This is a genomic window from Rhodobacter sp. TJ_12, assembly GCF_020023995.1.
GTDB lineage: Bacteria > Pseudomonadota > Alphaproteobacteria > Rhodobacterales > Rhodobacteraceae > Rhodobacter.
This window is the reverse complement of sequence record NZ_NRRD01000009.1, coordinates 87,089-111,707: the sequence shown is the minus strand read 5'-3', so window position 1 is coordinate 111,707 and position 24,619 is coordinate 87,089. Positions and strand designations below refer to the sequence as shown.

At 63.2% G+C, this 24,619-nt stretch carries 24 protein-coding genes and 1 pseudogene; 9 read left to right on the top strand and 16 right to left on the bottom strand.

The features are described from left to right. From CKO11_RS09045 to glpD, 7 genes and pseudogenes are all read right to left on the bottom strand, one after another. Positions 1-750 (bottom strand): annotated as a pseudogene (locus CKO11_RS09045) (hypothetical protein); the annotation flags it as partial. 8 nt (positions 751-758) lie between these two features. Continuing rightward, positions 759-1,244: an ExbD/TolR family protein gene (locus CKO11_RS09040; RefSeq protein ID WP_223636869.1), complete on the bottom strand. Its 486-nt coding sequence runs from the start codon at positions 1,242-1,244 to the stop codon at positions 759-761. Between the two features lie 3 nt (positions 1,245-1,247). Further along, the gene (gene tolQ / locus CKO11_RS09035) at positions 1,248-1,943 is read right to left on the bottom strand and encodes a protein TolQ (RefSeq protein WP_223636866.1); all 696 of its coding nucleotides are present in this window, start codon (positions 1,941-1,943) and stop codon (positions 1,248-1,250) included. Positions 1,944-2,064: 121 nt separating this feature from the next. Next, positions 2,065-2,466, bottom strand: a complete 402-nt coding sequence (gene ybgC / locus CKO11_RS09030; protein WP_223636863.1) for a tol-pal system-associated acyl-CoA thioesterase — start codon at positions 2,464-2,466, stop codon at positions 2,065-2,067. Further along, the gene (locus tag CKO11_RS09025) at positions 2,463-3,131 is read right to left on the bottom strand and encodes a hypothetical protein (RefSeq protein WP_223636860.1); all 669 of its coding nucleotides are present in this window, start codon (positions 3,129-3,131) and stop codon (positions 2,463-2,465) included. Before CKO11_RS09025 ends, ybgC begins: the two co-directional genes overlap by 4 nt. A gap of 68 nt (positions 3,132-3,199) precedes the next feature. Next, positions 3,200-4,684: a glycerol kinase GlpK gene (gene glpK / locus CKO11_RS09020; RefSeq protein ID WP_223636857.1), complete on the bottom strand. Its 1,485-nt coding sequence runs from the start codon at positions 4,682-4,684 to the stop codon at positions 3,200-3,202. Positions 4,685-4,693: 9 nt separating this feature from the next. After that, on the bottom strand, positions 4,694-6,250 hold the full coding sequence (gene glpD, locus CKO11_RS09015) for a glycerol-3-phosphate dehydrogenase (protein WP_263298432.1): 1,557 nt from the start codon (positions 6,248-6,250) through the stop codon (positions 4,694-4,696). 248 nt (positions 6,251-6,498) lie between these two features. Here glpD and ileS point away from each other — a divergent pair, with 248 nt between their 5' ends. Further along, positions 6,499-9,402 (top strand): isoleucine--tRNA ligase, encoded by a 2,904-nt coding sequence (gene ileS, locus CKO11_RS09010; protein WP_223636850.1) that lies wholly within the window; start codon positions 6,499-6,501, stop codon positions 9,400-9,402. Between the two features lie 66 nt (positions 9,403-9,468). On the opposite strand, the gene CKO11_RS09005 is transcribed toward ileS, so the two are convergent. From CKO11_RS09005 to fsa, 6 genes are all read right to left on the bottom strand, one after another. Further along, entirely contained in the window at positions 9,469-10,167 is a 699-nt protein-coding gene (locus tag CKO11_RS09005; protein ID WP_223636834.1) for a CDP-alcohol phosphatidyltransferase family protein, read from the bottom strand. Positions 10,168-10,301: 134 nt separating this feature from the next. After that, entirely contained in the window at positions 10,302-10,598 is a 297-nt protein-coding gene (locus CKO11_RS09000; RefSeq protein ID WP_223636831.1) for a hypothetical protein, read from the bottom strand. A gap of 182 nt (positions 10,599-10,780) precedes the next feature. Then, positions 10,781-11,665: a hypothetical protein gene (locus tag CKO11_RS08995; protein ID WP_223636828.1), complete on the bottom strand. Its 885-nt coding sequence runs from the start codon at positions 11,663-11,665 to the stop codon at positions 10,781-10,783. Between the two features lie 128 nt (positions 11,666-11,793). Then, entirely contained in the window at positions 11,794-12,717 is a 924-nt protein-coding gene (locus CKO11_RS08990; RefSeq protein ID WP_223636825.1) for a tyrosine recombinase XerC, read from the bottom strand. Between the two features lie 4 nt (positions 12,718-12,721). Beyond that, the gene (locus tag CKO11_RS08985; RefSeq protein ID WP_223636822.1) at positions 12,722-13,426 is read right to left on the bottom strand and encodes a DUF484 family protein; all 705 of its coding nucleotides are present in this window, start codon (positions 13,424-13,426) and stop codon (positions 12,722-12,724) included. A gap of 128 nt (positions 13,427-13,554) precedes the next feature. Continuing rightward, entirely contained in the window at positions 13,555-14,208 is a 654-nt protein-coding gene (gene fsa, locus CKO11_RS08980) for a fructose-6-phosphate aldolase (RefSeq protein ID WP_223636820.1), read from the bottom strand. Positions 14,209-14,336: 128 nt separating this feature from the next. Between fsa and CKO11_RS08975 the strand changes: the two genes are divergently transcribed. The 3 genes from CKO11_RS08975 (at position 14,337) to CKO11_RS08965 (ending at position 17,898) form a co-directional block, all read left to right on the top strand. Next, positions 14,337-16,526 (top strand): primosomal protein N', encoded by a 2,190-nt coding sequence (locus CKO11_RS08975; protein ID WP_223636817.1) that lies wholly within the window; start codon positions 14,337-14,339, stop codon positions 16,524-16,526. A gap of 51 nt (positions 16,527-16,577) precedes the next feature. Next, a complete protein-coding gene (locus CKO11_RS08970) occupies positions 16,578-17,450 on the top strand; it encodes a 50S ribosomal protein L11 methyltransferase (RefSeq protein ID WP_223636814.1) in 873 nt (290 codons plus the stop codon). Between the two features lie 100 nt (positions 17,451-17,550). Next, the gene (locus CKO11_RS08965) at positions 17,551-17,898 is read left to right on the top strand and encodes a hypothetical protein (protein ID WP_223636811.1); all 348 of its coding nucleotides are present in this window, start codon (positions 17,551-17,553) and stop codon (positions 17,896-17,898) included. An 89-nt stretch (positions 17,899-17,987) separates the two neighbouring features. Here the strand turns inward: CKO11_RS08965 and CKO11_RS08960 are convergent, their stop codons facing one another. Beyond that, on the bottom strand, positions 17,988-18,176 hold the full coding sequence (locus CKO11_RS08960; protein WP_223636808.1) for a DUF1127 domain-containing protein: 189 nt from the start codon (positions 18,174-18,176) through the stop codon (positions 17,988-17,990). A 347-nt stretch (positions 18,177-18,523) separates the two neighbouring features. Between CKO11_RS08960 and ruvC the strand changes: the two genes are divergently transcribed. From ruvC to CKO11_RS08940, 4 genes are all read left to right on the top strand, one after another. Beyond that, positions 18,524-19,075 (top strand): crossover junction endodeoxyribonuclease RuvC, encoded by a 552-nt coding sequence (gene ruvC, locus CKO11_RS08955; protein ID WP_223636805.1) that lies wholly within the window; start codon positions 18,524-18,526, stop codon positions 19,073-19,075. Next, entirely contained in the window at positions 19,072-19,743 is a 672-nt protein-coding gene (gene ruvA / locus CKO11_RS08950) for a Holliday junction branch migration protein RuvA (RefSeq protein WP_223636802.1), read from the top strand. The genes ruvC and ruvA overlap by 4 nt, the downstream gene beginning before the upstream one ends. Before the next feature lie 66 nt (positions 19,744-19,809). Then, positions 19,810-20,859, top strand: coding sequence for a Holliday junction branch migration DNA helicase RuvB (ruvB, locus tag CKO11_RS08945; RefSeq protein WP_223636799.1), 1,050 nt, complete (start codon positions 19,810-19,812; stop codon positions 20,857-20,859). A gap of 36 nt (positions 20,860-20,895) precedes the next feature. Beyond that, a complete protein-coding gene (locus tag CKO11_RS08940; RefSeq protein ID WP_223636796.1) occupies positions 20,896-21,306 on the top strand; it encodes a group III truncated hemoglobin in 411 nt (136 codons plus the stop codon). 3 nt (positions 21,307-21,309) lie between these two features. Here the strand turns inward: CKO11_RS08940 and CKO11_RS08935 are convergent, their stop codons facing one another. Further along, positions 21,310-22,314 carry a YcjF family protein gene (locus CKO11_RS08935; protein WP_223636793.1) on the bottom strand — a complete coding sequence of 335 codons (1,005 nt, stop codon included), beginning with the start codon at positions 22,312-22,314 and terminating at the stop codon, positions 21,310-21,312. Then, positions 22,311-23,714: a YcjX family protein gene (locus tag CKO11_RS08930; protein ID WP_223636790.1), complete on the bottom strand. Its 1,404-nt coding sequence runs from the start codon at positions 23,712-23,714 to the stop codon at positions 22,311-22,313. The genes CKO11_RS08935 and CKO11_RS08930 overlap by 4 nt, the downstream gene beginning before the upstream one ends. A 131-nt stretch (positions 23,715-23,845) precedes the next feature. Between CKO11_RS08930 and truA the strand changes: the two genes are divergently transcribed. Beyond that, positions 23,846-24,613: a tRNA pseudouridine(38-40) synthase TruA gene (gene truA / locus CKO11_RS08925; RefSeq protein ID WP_223636787.1), complete on the top strand. Its 768-nt coding sequence runs from the start codon at positions 23,846-23,848 to the stop codon at positions 24,611-24,613. The last annotated feature ends 6 nt before the right edge of the window (positions 24,614-24,619 follow it).

Genomic DNA, 24,619 nt, shown 5'->3' with positions numbered 1-24,619 from the left:
GGCCGGGGTCGTCGGGGCCGGGCGCGCGGTTTCCACCGGCGCGGGGCGCGGCACCGGCGGTTTGGCCCGCGGACGCGGCGAAGTGCGCGGCGCAGAGGTGGTGGCGCGTTTCTCTGTCTCGGTCGCCTCGGTCACGATCTCGGTCGTGGCTTCGGGCGGCGCCGCCTCTTCGGTCGGCTCTTCTTGCGGCGTATCGGGTTCGGCCTCGGGGTCGGGGCGGGTTTCCGCCACTGCGGTGGGCGAGACTCGCGCATCAGGCTCGGGCGCCTCGGACGGCGTGGGAGCCACACGGCTTGCCGGTTTCGGCCGCGGACGCGGCGAAAATTCCGGCGCTTCGGTATCTTGCGGCTCTTGCACCGGCGGCATCATCGAGGGCGGCACCTCCGTCACCTCGGTGGGCGGCGCGGGGGTGGTCAGGTCGGTCATATCGGGGGCCGGGTCCGCCTCGGGAGCGGGCGGCGGTTCGGGCGCGGGCGGGGTTTCCGGCACGGCCTCGGGCAGAGGCGCATCGGGGGCAATGTCGGCCTCGGGCGTGGTTTCGGGTTGCGCGGGCGCAGCGCCCGGGGCCGGGGCAGCGGCCTGCAGGGCGGCGAATTCCGCCTCCGAAATCATCCCGGCAGGCGTAATCTCTACCGGCTCTGTGGGTTTGGGCTTGATCAACGATGTGCCAATCACGGCCCAAGCGATCACCGCAATATGCAGCGCCGCCGAAACCCAGGTGCCGATCCGTTCCGCCCGATCCATGCGCATGATGCGCCTCAGTTCCCCGCCGCAGCGTTGCCCGTCAAACTCGGCCCGCCCGGATCGGTGACAAGAATAATGTCATTGAAGCCGCCCGCATTGAGCGCCCCCATCACCTGCACAACGCGCGCATATTCGATGCCGCCATCGGCGCGCAGATAGACCTTGGTGCTGTCGCGTTCCGCCGCAATCGCGCGCAACCGGTCGACAAGCTCCTCCTCGGGCACATCGCTGTTCATCAGCGACACCGTGCCATCCAGCTCCAATGACACTGCCAGAGGCTCTTCTTGTTCCGTCGGCACCGCCTTGGCCGCCGTCTTCGGCAGTTCGAGCGGCACCCCCACCGTCATCATCGGGGCTGCCACCATGAAAATGATCAGCAGCACCAGCATCACATCCACCATCGGGGTGACGTTGATTTCTGCCATGACAGCATGTTTGCCCTTGCCACCCCGGCGACGCCGCGCAGCGCCGCCGTGCTTTTTCATCACCCCCGCGCCCATGGATCAGGCGTCCAACTGGCGCGACAAGATGGTGGAGAATTCATCGGCAAAGGCCTCATAGCCCGAGGTGATCTTGTCGGCATCCGACGAAAACTTGTTATAGGCGACCACGGCCGGAATTGCGGCCACAAGGCCGATGGCGGTCGCCACCAAAGCTTCGGAAATGCCCGGCGCCACGACGGCAAGCGAGGTGTTTTGCGAAATCGCGATCTCCTCGAAGGCGACCTTGATCCCCCAAACCGTGCCAAACAGGCCGATGAAGGGCGCGGTGGAGCCCACCGTGGCCAAGAAGCTGAGGCCCGCGTTCAGCGCCTCGCCCTCTTTCGCGATCGCCACATCCATCGAGCGTTCGATCCGCGCCTGCGCGCCGGTGATGAGTTCACCGTCATGGCGATGGCTGCGGCGCCATTCCATCATGCCGGCGGCAAAGATGCGCTGCGACGCCCCCTCCGGCGCGGGGCCGATCTGGTCGAAAAGCTCATCGAGCGGCTCGCCCGACCAAAAGGCGCGGTCAAAGGCCTCGGCCTCGGCGCGCGCCGCACGGAAGGTGATATATTTGCGGATCATGATCGACCACGACCAGAAGCTGGCCAAGGTAAGCACGATCATAACAAGTTTGACGGTCAGCGAGGCGCGCAGAAAAAGCGCAAGCAAAGAGAAATCCATCTCCTGCGCCATCGCAAGGGTTTGCTGGTCCATGGTCACTGCTCTCATACGGGCCGCGTTATCGGGCCTCATTAGCAATGACTCTACCGGATATTGAGGGCCCGCGCCATAACAACTACGTCATTTGCCCCCGCAAAGCGGCGCTTTGGCCGTATTAATGCACCGAAGGGGATATTTTGTGCCGCACATCGGCGGGAAGCCGCGCCGCCGCGCCGGCTTCATTCAGGCAAACCAGCGTCACATGGGCGGAAAACAGCTTTTCGGCGCCGCGCCAAACCGCTTGTTCCAGAACCAAACGCGCGCCTGTTTCGGCCAAAAGCGCGGTGGTGACGGTCAGCTCGTCATCGAATTTCGCGGGTTTGAGGTAGTCCGCCTCCACCCGGCGCACGGCGAACACCATCCCGTGATCGCGCTTCATCGCCACTTGGTCAAGGCCCAACGCGCGGACCCATTCGGACCGGCCGCGTTCGATGAATTTCAGGTAATTGGCGTAATAGACGATGCCCGCAAGGTCGGTATCTTCGTAATAGACGCGGATCGAAAACTTGTGGGTCATGCCTGTGCCCCCCCATTCACGGCCATACGCGCCGCCAGCCGCAGCGCATGGCTTGGATCAGTTGCGACGGCAGGCATCACCGGGTCATAGGCTGCGCGGATCACCGCGGCGATTTCCGGGCGCACCACTGCCACGCCTTGCGCCTGCGCCAGCGGCGCTTGGGTGGCAAAGGCCTTTTCGCCCCAAGTCAGGATCATCTGCACCGCCTGATTAAGCGCGATCGTATCGGCGGGCACCTCGTCCAATGCCGGGTCCATGCGGATAAAGCAGAAACAAGCCCGGATCGCGCCCTCTTGGTCGAACCGGAATGTACGGTATTGCGAGGCCCCCAGATCATCCAGCCGCGCGACGATATCTTGCAGCCCGTCGATCATCTGATCGAGGTTTGGCACCTCAAGCAACTCCTGCCAGTCGCGGAAGAAAAAGATCATCAGGTTCGCGCCGATTTCCATATCGGTTTCGGCCATGCGCGCGCCTGCCATGGCCACCACCGCCTCGGTCGCCCCTTTGACGATGGCCAGCGTCGCCGCATCCACCCCAAAAACGATGGGCACGATGGGCCGCCCCCAGCGGGCGAAGCGATAGCTTCCGTCGGCCCCGGTGAACAAGGCCGCGACCGCTTCGGGCCCCGGCATTTCAATCGGTTTTTCAGTCGGTTCGCGCATCGCATTCCCCCTTGCTGCATAGCAGCGTAAGCCATTGCGCCGCCAAGATCAATTCAACCGCAAGACGTCTAGACCGTCATCGCCGCCTGCACCGCGCGCTGCCAGCGGGCATATTTGGCATTGCGCTCCGCGCGCGGCATTTGCGGCGAAAAGCGCCGCTCCAAGGCCCAGCTTTCGGCAAATTCGGCGGGCGGCGGGCAAATGCCTGCCTGTAGGCCCGCCAGATAGGCCGCGCCCAAAGCGGTGGTTTCGGTCACCACAGGCCGGTCGACCGGCGCGCCCAAAATATCGGCCAGAAACTGCATCGTCCAATCACTGGCCACCATGCCGCCATCGACACGCAAGACACCCTCGGCTGCGGTGCCCCAATCGGACCGCATGGCCTCCAGCAGATCGCGGGTTTGCAGCCCGACGCTTTCAAGCGCGGCGCGCGCAAATTCCGCAGGCCCCGAATTGCGCGTCAGCCCAAAGATCGCGCCACGGCATTCGGGGCTCCAATAGGGCGCGCCCAGCCCGGTGAAGGCAGGCACCAGCACCAACCCCTGCGCGGCATCCGCCGCCTCTGCCAAAGGTTGGGTTTCGGCGGCATGGCCAATGATCTTCAGCCCGTCGCGCAACCATTGCACCACCGCGCCCGCAATGAAGATCGAGCCTTCCAGCGCATAGGTGGTTTCGCCATTCAGCCTGTAAGCAATGGTGGTGAGCAACCGATTTTGCGAGGCCACCCGCTCGCCCCCGGTGTTCAACAGCGCAAAGCAGCCCGTGCCATAGGTGGATTTAAGCATCCCGGGCGTAAAACAGGCCTGTCCGACCGTGGCGGCCTGTTGATCGCCTGCCACGCCGAGGATCGGGATTTCCGCCCCGAAAAGCGATGGATCGGTCACCCCAAAGTCGGCAGCGCAATCTTTCACCTCGGGCAACAGGTTTGTCGGCAGGTTCAAAAGCGCGCAAATCTCGTCGTCCCATGCATTCGCGCCGATGTCGTACAGCAACGTGCGCGCGGCATTGGTGGCATCGGTCAGATGCCGTTTGCCCCCTGTCAGACGCCAGATCAGGAAACTGTCGATGGTGCCAAAGGCCAAGGCGCCGCGCAAAGCCCGTTCCCGCGCGCCGGGGACGTGATCCAAAAGCCAAGACACCTTGGTGGCCGAGAAATACGGGTCCAGCAGCAGCCCGGTCGTTGCACTGATGCGTGGCTCTTGCCCGTTGGCGCGCAGGGTGGCACAGGTTTCGGCGGTGCGCCGGTCTTGCCAGACAATCGCGTTATGGATTGGCGCGCCGGTCGCGCGATCCCAGATCACCGTGGTTTCGCGTTGGTTGGTGATGCCCAGCGCAGCAATATCGCTGGCCACAAGCCCCGCCTTGGAGAGCACACCGCGCACGGTCGACAGCACGGTTTGCCAGATCCCTTCGGGATCATGCTCCACCCAGCCCGGCGCCGGATAGATTTGTGGAAATTCCTCTTGCGCCGTGGCAATCACGCGCAGCCCGGCATCAAAGATGATCGCCCGCGTCGAGGTGGTGCCCTGATCGATCGCCAGAATATGCGTCATCGCCGCCCCCTAATGTTGTGTCTGCTGCATCCACGCCTGCAGCGCGGCCACCTGTTCATCTGTCATGCGCAGCCCCAGTTTCGTGCGCCGCCAAAGCACATCATCGACCGTCTGCGCCCATTCGCGGGTCATGAGCCAGCGCAGTTCCGCCTCGGTCAGGCCCGCGCCGAAATCGCGGCCCAGGTCGGGGGCACGGGTCGCCGTGCCCAGAAGCTCAAAGGCATCGGTGCCATAGGCATGGGCCATCCGCAAAGCGCGCGCCTCGCCCAAGAAACGATACCGCACCCGAAGCCGTTCAGCGAGCGCCCGCGCCCCATAGCCGAAATCGCCGCCGGGCAGCGCCGCGCCTGCGGTCCATGCCGGTTTGGCGGCCGGGAAATGCGGGGCAAGCTTGTCCACCGCCGCTTGTGCCAAATGGCGATAGGTGGTGATCTTGCCGCCATAGATCGTCAGAAGCGGGGCGCCTTCGCCATCAAGCGCCAGCACATAATCGCGCGTGGCCGCCGTCGCCGAGGCGGCACCGTCTTCATAAAGCGGGCGCACCCCAGCAAAGGACCACACCACATCTTTGGCTATGATCGGTGTCGCAAGGTAATGGTTCGCGAAAGCGATCAAGTAATCGCGCTCGGCCTCGGTGCAGGTTGCGGTTTCGGGCGCGGTGGCCTGCGCGACCTCGGTCGTGCCGATCAGGGTGAAATCGCGCTCAAACGGCAGCAAGAAGATGATCCGCCCATCTGGCGCTTGCAAAAACAGCGCGCGGTCATGGGCGAACAGCCGGTTGGTCACGATATGCGCCCCGCGCACCAACCGCACATGCCCCGCCCCTTGTCGCGCAAGCGGGCCGTGCATGACCGCGTCGACCCACGGCCCCGCCGCATTCACCAGCGCTTTAGCCCGGTGGGTCACTTGCCCCATCGGCCCCTCGGTGATGATCTTCCAATGATCACCCTGCCGCTGCGCCGCCACCACTTTGGTGCGGGTCAGAACCTGGGCGCCGCGCGCCGCCGCATCGCGGGCATTCAGCACCACAAGCCGCGCATCATCGACCCAGGCATCGGAATATTCCCACCCCTTGCGAAAGCGCGGCTTCAGCCCCCAGCTTTCCTGCTTGCGGCTGGCCTTGCCTTTGCGCAGGTCCAGCTTTTGCGTGCGCGGCAGATCCTGTTTGCCGCCTAGATGATCATAGATAAAAAGGCCCAGCCGGATCAGCCATGCCGGGCGCCGCCCACGCCACCACGGTGCGACCCGCCCCAACCATTTGCTGACAGGCGAACCTTTTTCAAACCGCATCTCGGGGTCGTATGGCAGCACGAACCGCATCGGAAAGGCGATATGCGGCATCGCCTTCAAAAGCAGCTCGCGTTCGGCCAAAGCCTCGCGCACCAGTTTGAAATCAAGATATTCCAGATAGCGCAGCCCGCCGTGAAATAGCTTGGACGAAGCCGAAGACGTGCCCTGCGCCAGATCGCCCTGTTCGGCCAGCGTGACAGACAGCCCCCGGCCAGCCGCATCGCGGGCAATACCGCATCCGTTCACCCCGCCGCCGATCACGAAAAGATCGGTCATTTCCGGCTTTTCCATGCGCCATGCCCCCCTTTGCCCCAATTCATCGTCTTTTTGCCCGTGATGGCAAGGCACTGTGGCCCGCTTCGCGCTTGCCCGCCCTTTAGCGCGCGCCTATAACGCGCCCATGACCGGGCTTTGCTTCATACATCGAATTACCGGCCCGGCGCTCTGACGCGTCAGGGTTGCCGGGACACTATGAGCCAGCCCCGGGCGCACGCCGCGCCCCCTCCAGCCTGAATGGATATGAGATGAGCGCCGACACGCCCGAAAATACCGTCGATTACCGCGACACTGTCTTTCTGCCCGAAACCGACTTTCCGATGCGCGCGAACCTGCCCACGCGCGAGCCTGACTGGCTTGCGCGTTGGGAAAAGATCGGCATTTATGACCGGCTGCGCGAAAAAGAGGGGCGTCCCTCTTTCGTGCTGCATGATGGCCCGCCCTACGCCAATGGGCATCTGCACATCGGCCATGCGCTGAATAAGATCCTGAAAGATTTCATCGTGCGCAGCCAGCAGATGATGGGCAAAGACAGCCGCTATGTGCCCGGCTGGGATTGCCACGGCCTGCCGATCGAATGGAAAATCGAAGAACAATACCGCGCCAAAGGGCTGAACAAAGACGACGTGGATACCGTCGCCTTCCGCCAGGAATGCCGCCGCTTTGCCGAAGGCTGGATCGACATCCAGCGCGAGGAATTCAAACGCCTTGGCATCACCGGTAAATGGGAAAAGCCCTATCTGACGATGGATTACCACTCGGAAGCGGTGATCGCGGAAGAGTTCATGAAGCTTTTGATGAACGGCACGCTCTATCAAGGCTCCAAACCTGTGATGTGGTCGCCGGTGGAAAAGACCGCGCTGGCCGAGGCGGAAGTGGAATACCACGACCACACCAGCCACACGATCTGGGTGCGGTTCCAATCGCGCAAGGGGCTCGATGGCGCAAAGGTGGTGATCTGGACCACCACGCCTTGGACGATCCCGCAAAACCGCGCCGTCGCCTATGGGCCAGACATCGCCTATGGGCTCTACGAGGTGACGGGTCGCCCCGAAAACAGCACCGCCGTGATCGGCGAATGCCTTGTGCTGGCCGATGCTTTGGCCGCGCAAGTCATGGCTGCTGCCAAGCTGGATGAAACGATGTATCGCCGGTTGCGCGATGTGCCGGTTTCGGAATTTGAAGGCGTGCAGTTGGCCCACCCCTATGCCAGCATCGAGGGCGGCAATGGCGAATGGGACTTCGACGTGCCGATGCTGCCGGGCGATCACGTGACCGATGATGCGGGCACGGGCTTTGTGCATACCGCGCCGAGCCACGGCGATGACGACTATCAGCTTGGCCTGAAATTCGGCCTGCCGATGACCTATAACGTCGAGCCTGATGGGTCCTATCGTGCGGATCTGCCGGTCTTTGGCGGGCAAACGATCATCCAGCCGGATGGTAAGGAAGGCCCGGCGAACGTGTCCAACATCAAGGCGCTGCACGCCCAAGGCGCGCTGTTGGCTAAGGGCAAGCTGAAACACTCCTACCCGCATTCGTGGCGTTCCAAAGCGCCGCTCATTTTCCGCAACACGCCGCAATGGTTTGCTGCCATCGATGAAAAACTCGATGACGGGATGGGCACCTATGGCGACACGATCCGCGCCCGCGCGCTCAAATCCATCGACGAACTGGTGCAATGGACCCCGGCGACCGGGCGCAACCGGCTTTATTCGATGATCGAATCGCGCCCGGATTGGGTGCTGTCGCGCCAACGCGCTTGGGGTGTGCCGCTGACCTGCTTCACCAAAAAAGGCGCAAAACCCACCGATCCCGATTTCCTGCTGCGCGACCCGGAAGTGAACGCCCGCATCGCCGCCGCCTTTGAACAAGACGGGGCCGATGTCTGGTATACCGAGGGCTTCAAGGAAAAGGTGCTGGGCAATGTCGTCAACCCCGACGATTACACCCAAGTCTTCGACGTGCTGGATGTGTGGTTCGACTCCGGCTCGACCCATGCCTTTGTGCTGCGCGACCGCGAAGATGGCACCGAAGACGGGATCGCGGACCTTTATCTGGAAGGCACCGACCAACACCGCGGCTGGTTCCATTCCTCGATGCTGCAAGCCTGCGCCACCAAGGGCCGCGCGCCCTATCGGGGCGTGCTGACCCACGGCTTCACGCTGGACGAAAAGGGCATGAAAATGTCCAAATCGCTCGGCAACACCGTCGCGCCCGCCGATGTGATCGGCCAATATGGCGCCGACATTCTGCGGCTTTGGGTGGCGCAATCGGATTACACGGTCGATCTGCGGATCGGCAAAGAAATCCTGAAAGGCACCGCCGACAGCTACCGCCGCCTGCGCAACACGCTGCGCTTCATGCTGGGCGCGCTTGCGGGCTATAGCGAAGCGGAAGCCGTGCCCGCGGAAGAGATGCCCGAGCTGGAACGCTGGGTGCTGCACCGCTTGGCCGAATTGGATGAAACGGTCCGCACGGGCTACACGGCGTACGATTTCCAAGGCGTGTTCCAGACGCTGTTCACCTTCTGCACGGTGGAATTGTCGGCCTTCTATTTCGATATCCGCAAGGATGCGCTTTATTGCGACGGGGCCGACAGCCTGCGCCGCCGCGCCGCGCGCACGGTGCTGGACCTGTTGTTCCACCGGCTGACAAAATGGCTCGCGCCGATGCTGCCCTTCACGATGGAAGATGTCTGGCTGAGCCGCTTCCCCGGCGAGGCAAACTCGGTCCATCTGGAAGACTTCGCCGAAACGCCCGCAAGCTGGCGCGCGCCGGAACTGGCCGCGAAATGGGACAGCATCCGCCGTGCCCGCCGCGCCGTGACCGCTGCGCTGGAGGTGCAGCGCACGGCCAAGGTGATCGGGGCCAGCCTTGAGGCCGCGCCGGTCGTGCATGTCGAAGACGCGGCGCTGGAAGCGGTGCTGAAATCGGTCGATTTCGCCGATATCTGCATCACCTCGGATCTGTCGCTCACCACTGATGCGGCCCCCTCGGAAGCCTTCCGCCTGCCCGAAGTGCCGGGCATCGCAGTGGTGTTTGAAACCGCCGAGGGCGAGAAATGCGAGCGTTGCTGGAAGATCCTGCCCGATGTGGGCAGCCATGCGCATCCGCACACCTGTAAGCGCTGCAACGATGTGCTGGGCTAACCTGCCAAGAAGCAAATAAGAAAGGGCGCCTTTGGGCGCCCTTTTCTTTTGCATCTCGCGTTTGGCTTAGGCCGCGTTCCGTTCCGGGATGATCTGCTGCAAGACGCCGACCACCAGCAAATAGACCGAGGTGATAGCCAAGCCCCAGTGCGCCCAGTTGCCCTCGTCAAAATCGACCCAAGCGGCGCGGGCGGCAAAGGCCGTCCACAAAAGCGCAACCGTCAGCGACAGCGGCCGCCAGCGCGCCGTACGCACCGGGTGAATGAACTTCAGCGGCAAGAACATCGCCAAGGTCAGCGCCAGTACAACCCCCAGCGTCACCCAATAGCCGGGGCTGAGCGCAAACAGCACCAGCACCACCATATTCCAGCACCCCGGAAAGCCCCAAAAAGAGCAATCCTTGGTCTTCATCCGCGTGTCAGAGAAATAGACCACGCTGGCATAGGTGATGACGATGATCGCAAGCCACCCCGTCCAGCCCGGCAACAGCCCCGATTTGAACAGCGCATAGGCGGGAATGAACACATAGGTCAGGTAATCGATGATCAAATCCATCAAAACCCCGTCATAGGTAGGGCAGTTGGCTTTGACATCATAGCGGCGCGCCAAGGGACCATCGATCCCGTCGACAACCAGCGCGACCACCAGCCAAAGGAACATGAGTGACCATTGTTCTTCGACCGCAGCCAGCATGGCAAGCATCGACAGCACAGCGCCGGTGGCGGTGAACAAGTGAACCGAAAGGGCTTTAAGACGTATATCCATGCGCCCTTCCTGCCGGAAACGTTTCTATGGTGCAACCCGAGCCGGGCGCATAGCGGCCCCGCATTTCACGCTATTTGAAAATTCGTCAGACGCTGCGCGCGCGCAAAGGCAGCGCCAAGCACGGGAACCGGGCTCTACAGCCCCTCTGCCGGGGCATGGAAGGCGGCGAAAAGCGACTCGGTCAAGCTTGGCGCACTGGCCGAAACTGCCTGCACCGGGGCAGCCGGGGCCTGCGCCCCCAACGGCGCGACGGCGCCCCCTTCGGGCACGACGAAAGCTTGAAACAACGCCTCGACCGTGGCCCCACCGGGGGCTGCGACAAGGCTTTCAAAAGCTTCGGCCCGCCCGGCGGCCTGTGGCGCGGGGGCCGAGGCCGGATGCGTGGCCGGGGCGGCTTGCGGGGAAAGACCCGAAAGTTGGGGCAGGTCCATCAAGAACTCCTTCGGTGCGGCTTCTTCTGCGCGCCAGAGGGGCGGGCGCGACTGCGGCCAACCTGCACGATACGCGTGAACAGCGCCTTACCGAGAGGGGGCCGAATCCAGCGTATTTCGAACGGTTTTTAAGAAGCTGCCGCAGGGGATGCGGGCCGGGGCTATCCCGGCCCGCGCAAAGATCAGGAGATTTCCTGCAGAAGCGACATGAACTGGCTGGCCAGATCACGGTCAAGCGACACGGTATCCGTGGTGCTTTCCTGTGCCGAAAGCGCGTCAAACAGCGACTCATAGAGCGACTGCGCCGTGGCTTCGGCACTGGTCCCGGTGCCACCGCCACTTTGGGCAGCCTCACCCGGCGGCGGGCCCGGAGGCGGCGGCGGCATACTGCCTTGCGCGCCCATTTCCCCCATCATGCCCTGTTCGCGCGATGCGGCTTCTGCCATATCGACCTCCGACTGACTCAGCAGGCCATCGCCATCGCTGTCGATGCTGGAGAACTGCGCCGACAAAAGATCGGCCACCGGGCTTGCGGCGATTTCTTCGGCCGACAAGAGCCCATCCCCATCGGTATCATCATTCTCCGACAGGGCTTCGAAAAGCGAGGTGATATCGGTCTCACTCTCTTCTCCCGGAGGCGGGCCAGAGGGCGGCGGTCCCCCGGGGCCGCCCGGACCACCGGGCCCCCCCATCGACCCCGAACGACTTTCGGCTTCTGCCGTATCGACCTCGGTCTGGCTCAGCAGACCGTCAGCATCGCTGTCGATACTGGCGAACTGTTCCGACAAGAGATCGGCCACCGGGCTTGCGGCGACTTCTTCTTCCGAAAGCAAGCCATCGCCATCGGCGTCATCATTGCTGGCCAGCGCCTCGAACAACGATTGCGCCTCTGCCCCGCCCGAGGTTGAGGCGGGCGGCGGCGGAGGTGGGGGTGGCGGACGGCTTGCCTCGGTTTCCTGCGTATTGGCAGTGCCCGAGGCACTATTGGCGGCGCTGCTTTGCTGCATAAGCGACAGCGCCGAACTGCCGGAATAGGCCGACAGTGAGCTAAGCGAAGAAACGTTCATCACATGATCCTTTCTGGATGACAACGTGCCTAAAGGCTCGTCTCATGTGATGAACGGTTTCTTGCCAGCGGCCCTTTCGCCCCATAAACCTTGGTTTGAAAAGGCCCGGATTTTAGCGGGTTATGGCGTCAGGCGCGCGGATGGGCCGCCTGATAGACCTCCATCAGCCGCGCGGCATCCACCGCTGTATAGACTTGTGTCGTGGCAAGGCTCGCATGGCCCAAAAGCTCTTGGATCGCGCGCAGATCGCCCCCGGCTGACAAAAGATGCGTCGCAAAGCTGTGGCGCAAAGCATGCGGGGTGGCCGAAGCGGGCAGGCCCAGCGCGGCGCGGGCGCGTTCCATGGTTTTCGCCACGATGCGTGGGCTCAGGGCCCCGCCGCGGCTGCCCCGGAAAACCGGTTCCCACGGCGCAGGCACAAAGGGGCACAGCCGCAGATATTCATTCATCGCATCACGCGCGGCAGGCAACACCGGCACCAGCCGTTCTTTGTCGCCCTTGCCGCGAATGCGCAGCACTTCGGGCAGCGGCACATCGGCCCCTTCGAGCGCCAAGGCTTCCGAGATCCGCAGACCGCAGCCATAAAGCAGTGTCATCACCGCCACGTCGCGCGCGGCGATCCACGGTTCAGAGGCTTGCAATTCGACCTGTTCGATCACCGCTTGCGCGGCATCCTCGGCCAAGGGGCGCGGCAGCTTGCGTTGATATTTCGGCGCACGGGTGGCAAGCACATGGGTCGCGTCGAACCCCTCGCGATCCGCCAGCCAACGCATGAAGCTTTTGACCGCCGAAAGCGCCCGGGCCAAAGACCGCCCCGACAGGCCGCGATTGCGTTCATAGGCCATCCAGGCACGCATGTCCGAAGGCGTCAGTTGCGCCAGCCGGTCCATGCCAAGGCTTTCGCCGTAATGCAGGTGCAAGAACCCCAGAAAGCCGCTCACATCGTTGCGGTAAGCCGTCAGCGTATGCGGCGAGGCGCCCTTGAGCGCGCGCAGATGGTCAAGCCACCGGCCCAGCGCAAGGCCCGCAGCGGGAGAGAAACCGAACGCCATGATCTTACGCCAACCAGCGCCGCATCGCGCGTTCAAACACACCCGCAAAGAAGGCCAGAAGATCCGTGCCTTGCGAGGGTTTGAACTGATGCGGGTCTTCGGCCCCCATCACCAGCATGCCGGGCAGACGCCCTTCGCCCAGATCTAGCCGCATCAGCGCCTCGGACCGGACCCAGGTCGAGGCCTCGCCATAGATCGTTTCCGCTTGCGGCATGGTCTGGCGCAGCACCACCGGACGCGCCTGCCCGCCTTTGCCCGCGCGCATGTATTCTTCCACGAAGCCCGGCTCGGCGACGCACAGCACGTCGCCCAAACGGCGCAGTGCGGCATCTTCGGCATCCTGCTCCGTTTCCAGCACCAGCTTCACACTGTCGACGCGCAGAATATCGGCGACTTCGGTGCCAAGGTTTTTCAGGAAGCTTTCAAATTCGGTCGGGTCCAGCATGCGCAGCACCGCACGATGGATCTGATTGGTCCCGGCAAGGTTTTCATAGGCGGCGGCAATCACCGAACGATGCGTGTCTTCCAGCCGGTCAAGCCGTCGCTCAAGCCGTTCCATCGCCACGCCGCGCAAATCGACGATATTGGCGCCCATCGCGCGCTCATTCGCCGAGATCAGGGCGCGCATCAGGTCATGATCTTCCAAGATCACATCGGGGTCGTTGATGATCTTCGTCCGGAGTTCGGTTGCAAATGCGGTGTCGCTCATGCTCGCCTCTTGGTCAGCGGGTTACCGGAGAAATTGACACAGATTCTAGTTAATTGCAGGTTAAATTTCCGGTAAATACGGTAAAGGCCCGCTTAAAAAAGCGGGCCTTGTGCGAAATGTCACGGTTTTCAGACGATCTTCTGGCCGGTTTTCGCCCAGTCTTTCAAGAACTGATCCAGCCCCTTATCGGTCAGCGGATGGCTCGCCATCGCCTTGATGACGCTGGGCGGGGCAGTGATCACATCCGCGCCGATGCGGGCCACATCGGTGATATGGTTGACCGAGCGGATCGAGGCGGCAAGGATTTCCGTCTTGAAGTCGTAATTGTCGTAGATGGTGCGGATGTCTTCGATCAGTTGCACGCCATCAAGGTTGATGTCGTCGAGCCGACCGATAAAGGGGCTGATGAAGGTCGCCCCGGCCTTCGCCGCCAAGATCGCCTGCGCGGGCGAGAAGCACAGAGTGACGTTGACCATATGGCCTTCGGATGCGAAAGCCTTGCACGCGGTCAGGCCGTCCCAGGTCAGCGGCACCTTGATGGCGATGTTGGAGGCGATTTTGGCCAGTTTCATCCCCTCGGCGATCATTTCCTTCGCCTCGGTGGCGACAACCTCGGCCGAGACCGGGCCCGAAACCATGTCGCAGATTTCCTTGGTCACCTCGAGAATATCGCGCCCCGATTTCAGGATCAGCGACGGGTTGGTGGTGACACCATCGACCATGCCGAGGTCATTGAGTTCCTTAATGGCGGCAACATCGGCGGTATCGACAAAGAATTTCATGGGGGGCCTCCTGCGCTCTCTCTTGCGGCGATTTAGCGCAAACAAGCACGAATGGCGAGAGAGGATCGTCACATTCCGCCCGATCTATGTGGCGCAGCCGGGGTCGGATCGGCCCAATGGGGGCGCGCATGGCTGAGACCGGGTTCTTTGCCGAAGGGGCGCGGGTTTCGGTGCTGACGACCGAACCGATTGGCAAGCCGCTCGATTATCTTGCGCCCGAAGGCGGCTGTTTCCCCGGCGCCTTCGTCGAAGTGCCCTTGGGGCCGCGGCGGGTGGTGGGCGTGGTCTGGGGGCCAGGGGATGGCCGCTTTGACGCGCAGAAATTGCGCCCCGTGGCGCGGGTTCTTGACGTGCCGGCGATGCGCGAAGAACTGCAGCAATTTTTGATCCGCATGGCGGATTACACCATGACCTCGCTGCCCGGGGTGCTGCGGCTTGCCACCCGCACGCCGGGCCTGTTTGAGGCCCCCGGCGCGCGGAAAATCTACCGGCTTGGCAGTGAAACGCCCGATCGGATGACCGAGGCGCGCGAAAAGGTTCTCGCTGTGTTGCGCGATCATGGCGGGGCCGGGTTTTACCAGACCGAGCTTGCACAACTGGCCGGCGTGACGCCGCAAGTCGTCAAGGGCTTGGTCGCGCAGGGCGCGGTGGTCGAGGCCGAACAACCGCGCGATCTGCCCTACCCCAAGCTGAACCCGCATCTGCCCGGCAAGACGCTGTCAGACGACCAAGCCGCCGCCGCCAATGCCTTGCGCGCGGGCATCGGGCAATTTGGCGTGACGCTTTTGAAAGGCGTGACCGGCTCGGGCAAGACAGAGGTTTATCTGGAAGCGGTGGCCGAATGTTTGGCCAAGGGGCAACAGGCTTTGGTGCTTTTGCCCGAAATCGCGCTGACCTCGGAATTTCTGTCGCGGGTCGAGGCGCGCTTTGGCGCGAAACCCGGCGAATGGCATTCGGGCGCCACACAGGCCGAACGGCGCAGGCTGTGGCACATGGTGGCCAAGGGCGGCGCGCAAATGGTGGTGGGCGCACGTTCGGCCCTGTTTTTGCCCTATCAAAACCTTGGGCTGATCGTCGTCGATGAAGAACACGACACCTCCTACAAACAAGAAGAGGGCGCACTTTACAATGCCCGCGATATGGCTGTGCTGCGCGCGTCTTTAGCGGGCAGCCAAGTCGTGCTGGCCTCGGCCACGCCCAGCCTTGAAAGCTGGGCCAATGCCGATGCGGGCAAGTACCGCCGCGTGGATCTGCAAAGCCGGTTCGGCGCCTCGGACCTGCCCGAGATGCGCACCATCGACATGCGCGAAGAACGCATCGAACCCGTGCATTGGATTTCACCCAGCTTGGTCGGCGCGGTGCTGGGCGCGCTTTCGCGCGGCGACCAAGCGATGCTGTTTCTCAATCGGCGCGGCTATGCGCCGGTTACCATCTGCCGCGCTTGCGGACACCAGATCGGCTGTGACCATTGCGATGCGCGGATGGTCGAGCACCGTTTCCAAAAGCGCCTTGTGTGCCACCAATGCGGCGAGACAAAGCCCATTCCCACGGCCTGCCCCTCTTGCGGGGTTGAAGGCAAGCTGGCTCCGGTCGGCCCCGGGGTCGAAAGGCTAGCGGAAGAGGTGAAAGAACGCTTCCCCGACGCACGGCTGGCGGTGCTGTCGTCTGACCTGTTCGGTTCGGCCCGCGCCCTGAAAGAGGCGGTCGAAAGCATCGCGGCGGGCGGGGCCGATATCATCATCGGCACGCAGATCGTGGCGAAGGGGCATAACTTTCCCCGGCTGACCTTGGTGGGTGTGATTGATGCCGACCTTGGCTTGCAAGGTTCGGACCTGCGCGCGGCGGAACGCACCTTTCAACTGATGCGCCAAGTTGCGGGCCGAGCGGGCCGGGCGGAAAAGCCGGGCACCGCATTGTTGCAAACCTTCCAGCCAGAACATCCGGTCATCCGCGCCATTCTGGGCGGCGATGAAGAAGCGTTTTGGCGCGCCGAAGCGGCAGGGCGTAAAGCGGTGGGCGTGCCCCCTTATGGCCGCATGGCGGGGATCATCCTGTCCGGCCCGGAGATTGAGCCGCTTTTTGATCTGGGCAATGCACTGGCGCGCAATGACGGGGCGCTGCGCCGGATCGGCGCGCAAGTCTTTGGCCCTGCCCCCGCCCCCATCGCCCGGGTTCGGGGCCGTCACCGGGTGCGATTGCTGATCAAAGCGGAAAAGGGCGCGCCCCTGCAACAGGCGATCCGCACTTGGCTGCGCGGCGTCAAACAGCCCAATGCGGTCAAGCTTGCCATCGACATCGACCCGCAAAGCTTCCTTTAGGTTGACCCGTGGCCGCATTCGCGCCATTGCAGCCAAAACGCCGGAGCCGCCATGACCACCTTCACCGCCTTTGCCGTTCTGCCCGAACGTGCGCCCGCCGAAGCCCTTGCCGACCATCTCGAGAGCCTTGACCCCGGCCCTTATGGCGTGGGCGTCTTCGAGATCGAGGATGGCTCGGGCAATTTCGAGGTCGGCGCCTATTTCATCGAACGCCCGAACGAGGTCGTACTGGACCTTTTGGCCGCCGCCTATGGCAGCAGCGGTTTTACCGTTTCCGAACTGCCCGAAACCGATTGGGTCGCCCATGTGCGCCGCGAATTGGCCCCGGTGGTTGCGGGGCGGTTCTTCGTGCATGGCAGCCACGATGCCGACAAAGTGCCCGAAGGCGCGATACCGCTTTTGATTGATGCCGCGATGGCCTTTGGCACTGGGCACCATGGCACCACGCTTGGCTGTTTGACCGCGCTGGATCGGTTGGAGCGCGCGGGCCTGCGCGCGAAAAACGTCGCCGATATCGGCTGCGGCACCGCGGTTTTGGGCATGGCGGCGGCAAAGTTTTGGCCCGAAACCGTTCTGGCCTCTGATATTGATCCGGTCGCGGTCGAGACAGCCGCGGCGAATGTTACTGCCAATGGGATGGACGGCCGGGTGATCTGCCTTGAGGCGGCAGGCTTTGCCCATCCCGACCTGCAAGCCGCCGCGCCATTTGATCTGATCTTTGCCAATATCCTCAAGGCGCCGCTGATCGCGTTGGCCCCTGATATGGGCCGTTTTTGCACCGAATCGGGCCATGTGATCCTGTCGGGCATCTTGCATGAACAGGCCGATGAGGTGATCGCCGCCTATCAGCCGCAGGGCTTTACCCTCGCATCACGCGACGAATTCGGTGACTGGACAACATTGGTTCTTCAGCGGAACCAATAACCTGCCACGCCGCTCGCCAAAACGGTGAAACGGGTCCATAGTCATTAAGAAGTTGTTAGCTATTTCGGCTGGCGGTTTCGGTGATTTGTGGAGCATGGTCATGAGAGACGCTGGAAGAACGACCTTCGAGCGCCGATTGGCGCGTATCGATGATATTCATGCTGCGGGTGGCGCGTTTGAGGCCAATGGCACCTTGGGCCGGAGCTGGTTTGACAGCCATCGCCGCAAGGCGCGCCGCGGTCTGCCGTTGCGGGCGCTGGCCTTCTTGTGCATTGGAATTTTGCTTTTCAAAGGCGCGCTTCTGGCCGAGATCGGACCCGACACCTATCAGGCCCGCGTCACGCTTTTGGCCGAGGGCAGCAGCCTTGAACGCGTTGGGGCATGGGTGTTGCAAGCCGATGCCCCGACGCAATGGATCGCCACGCAATTGCGCGCGGTGCTTTACTGATCCAACTGCCGACGTTACCGCATGCAAAAGGCCGCGCAAAGACGCGGCCCTCGTGTGTTCGCACTGCGTTTGTCCGCAGGATGTGGACCTTAGCGACCGATGCGGTCAAGGTCGTCCCGGCTCAGTCCGATATCGCTCAACTCGCGATCGCTGAACCGCGCCAGCGTGCGGCGCGTTTGACGGGCATCATGCCACAAGGTCACCGCGTCCATAATCCGGGTGAAAAAATCCGCCCGATCGGCCCGGGCGGGAAGGCGATAGCTGTCGAGGGCGGACATGTCGCGATTCCTTTTTAAACTGCGAACTCTTTGGGCGGGGCGCCCATATGTTCGCCTCTAGACCCGTGTTTTTGGAAAGGCAAGCGCTTCCGAAACACCACAGTCATGCAGATTTTGCATGCCTTTTCATACGGTTAATGCAGTTTCAGCATATCATGCAAAATGCCGGATTTCTTCGTCATTTTGACTTCCCGTTCCGCACGCCGAATGTCGCTTTTGGATCATTTGCGACAGGTCACGCCACTGGCGGCAAGGTGTCGCGGGGGGAATTGCGCTTTTCGATGTTCTTCTTTTGTGCTAACCCTGTGGCAAATGTCCCACAGCGGGACAAAAACAAGGACGGGCAGATGCGGGTGATGGGAATCGATCCGGGGTTGCGCAACCTCGGTTGGGGCGTAATCGAGATGGACGGCCCCCGTCTGCGCCATATCGCCAATGGCACGATTCACTCGGCGGGCGATGATCTGGCCAAGCGTCTGGTGGCGCTTTACGATGGGCTTTCTAATGTCATCGCGACCCACAGCCCAGAGGCCGCGGCGGTGGAGCAAACCTTCGTCAACAAAGATGCCGTCGCCACGCTGAAACTCGGCCAAGCGCGCGGGATTGCGCTTTTGGTGCCCGCGCAAGCCGGGCTTGCCGTCGGCGAATATGCCCCCAACGCTGTCAAAAAAACCGTGGTCGGTGTGGGCCATGCCGAAAAGGGGCAGGTGCAGCACATGGTGCGCCATCAGTTGCCCGGCGTCGTGTTTGACAGCCCCGATGCGGCGGATGCCTTGGCGATTGCCATTTGCCACGCGCATCACCTGCAATCGGCGCAGCGCACCCATGCCGCGCTTTTGGGGCGCGGCGCGCTGGACATCACCGCCGGCCAAGCCCGGGTGCGGAGGGCGCGGCCATGATCGGGCGGATTGCGGGTGTCATCTTGCATCGCGGTATGGATGAGGTGCTGATCGATGTGCGCGGGGTGGGCTATATCGTGCATGTATCGTCGCGCACCGCCTCCACCCTGCCCCCGGTTGGGGAAGCCTGCGCGCTTTATACCGAGCTTGTGGTGCGCGAAGACCTGTTGCAGCTTTTCGGCTTCCCGACGCTGATCGAGAAGGAATGGCACAAGCTTTTGACCTCGGTGCAAGGGATCGGCGCAAAAGCGGCGCTGGCCATTTTGGGCACGCTTGGGCCCGATGGTGTATCGCGCGCGCTGGCTTTAGGGGATTGGAACGCGATCAAAGCCGCGCCGGGTGTGGGCCCCAAACTCGCCCAGCGGGTGGTGATGGAGCTTAAAGACAAAGCCCCCACCGTGATGGCAATGGGCGGCACGCTGACGGTCGATACCGCACCTTCGGATGAGGTGATCGAGGCCAAACCGAAAGCCCCCAGACGCGCCGCCGCGCCAGCAGCCACGCCCAAGACCAACTTCACCGCAGAGGCGCTTTCGGCGCTCACCAACCTTGGCTATTCACCTTCAGACGCTGCGGCGGCGGTGGCCCAAGCCTCAGAACAGCCCGAGGCGACCGATACCGCGAAGCTGATCCGCACCGCGCTGCGCCTGCTCGCCCCCAAGGACTAGCCCTCTGCCCAGCCGCAACCGCCGGGTGCGGCTTGCACCTCCTGCCCTCTCGCGCGACAGTAAAGCATGACCGACCCGGACCCGACCCTTCGCCCCGACCGCCTGCCCGAAGATGCAGATCGCGCCCTGCGCCCGCAGGTGCTGGAGGAATTTATCGGTCAGGCCGAGGCACGGGCGAACCTGCGCGTCTTCATCGAAAGCGCGAAGATGCGCGGCCAAGCCATGGATCACACGCTGTTTCACGGCCCGCCGGGTCTTGGCAAAACCACGCTTGCGCAGATCATGGCGCGCGAATTGGGCGTGAATTTCAAAATGACCTCGGGCCCGGTGCTGGCAAAGGCGGGCGATCTGGCGGCGATTCTGACCAATCTTGAATCGCGCGACGTGCTATTTATCGACGAAATTCACCGGATGAATCCGGCGGTGGAAGAAGTGCTTTACCCCGCGATGGAGGATTTCGAGCTGGATCTGGTGATCGGCGAAGGCCCCGCCGCGCGCACAGTGCGGATTGAGTTGCAGCCCTTCACGCTGGTGGGAGCCACCACCCGGCTTGGCCTGCTGACGACCCCCCTGCGCGACCGGTTCGGCATTCCCACCCGGTTGCAGTTTTACACCGAAGACGAGTTGGATCTGATCGTGAGCCGTGGCGCGCGGATGCTTGGCATTCCTGCCGATGCCGATGGCACGCGCGAAATTGCCAAGCGCGCGCGCGGCACCCCGCGCATTGCCGGGCGGCTGTTGCGCCGTGTGGTCGATTTTGCGCTGGTCGAGGGCGACGGGCGGCTGACGCGCGACTTGGCCGATGGCGCGCTAACGCGGCTCGGCGTGGATCACCTTGGGCTGGATGGGGCGGACCGGCGCTATATGCGGCTGGTGGCAGAGCATTACGGTGGGGGCCCGGTGGGGGTGGAAACGCTGTCGGCGGCGCTGTCAGAAAGCCGCGATGCGATTGAAGAGGTGATCGAGCCTTATCTTTTGCAACAGGGTCTGGTGCAACGCACCCCACGCGGGCGGATGCTGGGGCAACGCGCGTGGCGTCATTTGGGGCTTGAGGCCCCGCAGGCACCCGCCGCCGTGCAAGCTTTGGTCCAGAATGATCTGTTTGACGGCGCGTGACTGGACGGGCCGCCGCTTCGGCGTATCATTTGAGGTATGAACACCCTGCCGCCCCCCCGCTTTGCCGTGACCGAAGACGAGATTGAGCGTGTCGTTGCACGCTTTTATGCCCGCGTGCGCGCGCATCCCGAGCTTGCACCGATCTTTGCCGCCCATGTGGAAGACTGGGCGCATCATGAAGCCAAGATCGCGCGGTTTTGGAAAGGCTCGATCCTGCATACCAAAGGCTATGAGGGCAGCCCGATGATCGCACACCGCCGCGCGGGCGATGTGGAGGGCGGCCATTTCCCGCTTTGGCTCGAAACCTTTGATGCCGTGCTGCATGAGACGCTGGCCCCCGAGGTGGCGCAAGCCTGGTCTGCGCTGGCACATCGGATCGGCAAGGGCCTGCGCATGGGAGTTGAGGATGTCGGGCGGGCCCCGGATGCGGCGCCCACCCTGCGCTAGCGCTTAATCCTCGTCTTTCGACTTCGAGAAAACCCCCGAAAGTGCGCGGCCCGTCAGGCTACGCACCTTGGGCCGGGGCAGCGCGGCAAAGGGCATCGGACGGCAGACCTCCATCGCGGCAATGCCCACACGCGCCGTCAGCGCGCCATTCACAATGCCTTCGCCAAAGCGGCGCGACAGTTTCGCCGCGACATGCCCACCGGCGACCGTATCAATCAGATCATCGCCCGCCGCCACAGCACCCGTGGCGATAAGATGCGTCATCACCGTGCGGGCCAGCCGAATGGCCCCCAGCGCCCCGGCGCGGCCACCATAAATCTCGGCCACGCGGCGGATCATGCGAATATTGGCAATCAACGCCGTCGCCACATCGGCAAGCGCGAGCGGCACGATCGCGGTGATCGTGCCCACGGTGCGCGCGGCGGCCTCCACCTCAAGCCTTGCGGCGGCATCAAGGGGCGCCATCAACTCGGTTTCCGCCAGCAAGATCAGCGTACCGGTATCCAACTGCTCGGGCCCGCGTTCCTTAAGCTTCGACAGCGCCCATTGCAGGTCTTCGCGCCCGGCATAAAGCTTTTGCAGCTTGCCCACCACCGACCGCGCGGCTTTAAGTTGATCGGTCTGGACCGCCTCCGCCACCTCGTGCTGGATCTTGTCGAGCCGCCCCAGCCGCGCAAAAGTTGAGACCTCGCGCATCGTGACCAGGAAAGCGGCAAACAAGAACACGGCCAAAAGCGCCGTGGCCGCCCACCCCAAGATCGGGTTCGCGGCAAACAGGCCATCGACGAATTGCCAGGCGGCAATCGTGATCAGGAAGCCCAAAAGCGCCGTGGTCGCCTGCCAGAAGAACCGGGTGAGTTTGGAGCGGGGCCGGGCCGCCAGCCGAGCGGCAATTTGCATCGCCCGGCCCTGCGGCAGCTCTTGCGCGGTCGGCGCATCCACCACCGGCGGCGCCTCGGCGGGCGAGGCGGGCGGGGCGTCGAGTTCGATCATCACGGGCCGTTTCATAGCTTGTCCCCAAGCAAGAAATCGGCGGCACGATCCAGCCGGATATGCGGCGGGCCTTCACCGGGGCGCAGCGACACTGGCGCAGGCGCAAAGTTCATCAAGCCGAAATCGGCATCCAGCCAGCTTTCCGCGCCTTCGCGCGCGGGGGCCAAAAGTTGCGCCGGGTCAGAGGGCAAGTCGCCCGGATAAAGTGCAACCGAGCGGCCATCGGCCAAGCGCCCCCGCACAGCGGGTAATTCATCGCCCTCATGCGGGATCATATCTTCCGATGTGGTGCGCAAACTGGCCAAAGACATGGCCGTGGTTTGCGCGCCTGCGAAATCGGCCCGGTCTTTGGCTTCACGCAGCAAAGCCTCGGTGATCGCGGTCAGTTTGGCGTGCTGGGCATGGTGCAAATGGTCTGCCTTGGTCGCGGCAAACAGGATTTTTTCGACCCGTTTTACCCCCATAAGCGTCATCAAGAACCCCGGCACACCGGGGCGGAACGCGCCCAAGATATTGGCCATCGACTGGCGCAAATCCTCCAAGGCTGCAGGCCCCGCATGGATTGCGCCCAGCACATCAACCAGCACCACCTGCCGGTCGATCCGGGCGAAATGATCTTGGAAGAAGGGTTTGATCACCTCGCGCTTATAGGCGTCAAAGCGGCGGGCAAATTCGCGGCCAATGGAATCGCGCGGATATTTGCCCGGCGGCACGGGCGCAAAGGTCAGCACGGGCGAGCCCGCCATTTCGCCGGGCAACAAGAACCGCCCCGGCGAACAATCCGAAAAGCCCGCCTCGCGCGACGCATGCAGATGCGCGGTGAACGCCTCGGCGATGACACGGGCATTGGGCTCGGTGAAGGGGGCATAAAGATCGGCCTCATCCAGCGCGGCCAAAAATTCATCCGCGCCCGGGCGGCCCGGCAACCGGTCCAAAACGCCGGTGGACCATTCCTCAAAATCCTGTTCGATCAGGCCAAGGTCCAACAGCCATTCGCCCGGATAATCGACAATATCCAGATGCACGGTGCGCAAGCCGCGCAAACCGCCCAAAAGTCCACCGGAAGACACGCGGAAGCTTAGCCGTAATTCTGACACCGCGCGGGTGCCATCGGGCCACTGCGGATTGGGCCCCGTCAGATCGGCCAAGTGATCTTCGTAATCAAAACGCGGCACGGTATCGTCGGGCTGCGGTTTGAGATAGGCGGCGCGAATACGATCCGCCCCCGTCAGCGCCGGCATCCGGCCCCGATCCAGCAGGTTCGCCACCAATGATGTAATGAAAACGGTTTTGCCCGCCCGCGACAGGCCGGTGACGCCCAACCGGATCACCGGCTCGAACAGGGCTTCGGAAACCGAGGAGCCAAGGCCCTCGATACTGCGGCCGATGTCATCGGCAATCTCTGTGATACCCACTGCGTTGCCTTTCCCTTGTTTTGCCACAAGATAGGCGCGGCGCGGCTGGTTTCACAGATGCGAAAGCGGCGCAGGCCGCGTCAGGCGGTAAAACCATTGCGCGCCGCGCCCGCCCGCGCTATCGCCGCGCCATGCCCAGATACGCGCTCAAGATCGAATATAATGGCACCCCCTTTGCCGGTTGGCAGCGGCAAGCCGATCAACCCTCGGTGCAAGGCGCCATCGAGGCGGCGCTGGCACGCCTTGAACCCGGCCCGCATACGATTGCGGCGGCGGGCCGGACCGATGCCGGGGTCCATGCCACGGGCCAAGTGGCCCATGCCGATCTGACCAAAGACTGGGACCCGTTTCGGCTGTCAGAGGCGCTGAATTATCACCTGAAACCCGCGCCGGTGGCGATTGTCGCCTGCGCCCGGGTCGATGACGATTTCCACGCCCGTTTCTCTGCAATTGAAAGGCGTTATCTGTTCCGGCTTGTGTCGCGGCGCGCGCCGATGGTGCTGGAACGTGATACGGTCTGGCAGGTGCAGAACCTGCTTGATGGCGCGGCGATGCGCGCCGCGGCGGCGTATTTGGTTGGGCATCATGACTTCACCACTTTTCGCGCCACCATGTGCCAGGCGAAATCGCCCGTCAAAACGCTTGATGAAATCACGCTTGAAGACATCGCCCTGCCCAACGGGACCGAGTTCCGCTTCCGGCTACGGGCGCGTAGCTTTTTGCACAATCAGGTCCGGTCGATCGTGGGCACGCTGGAACGGGTGGGCGCGAGAAGCTGGGCGCCCGAGGCTGTGGCTGCCGCCCTTGCGGCAAAAGACCGCAGCGCTTGTGGGCCCGTCGCCCCCCCGCAAGGGCTGTATCTGACGGATGTGGGCTACCCCAAAGACCCGTTCGCCTGAAGGCGC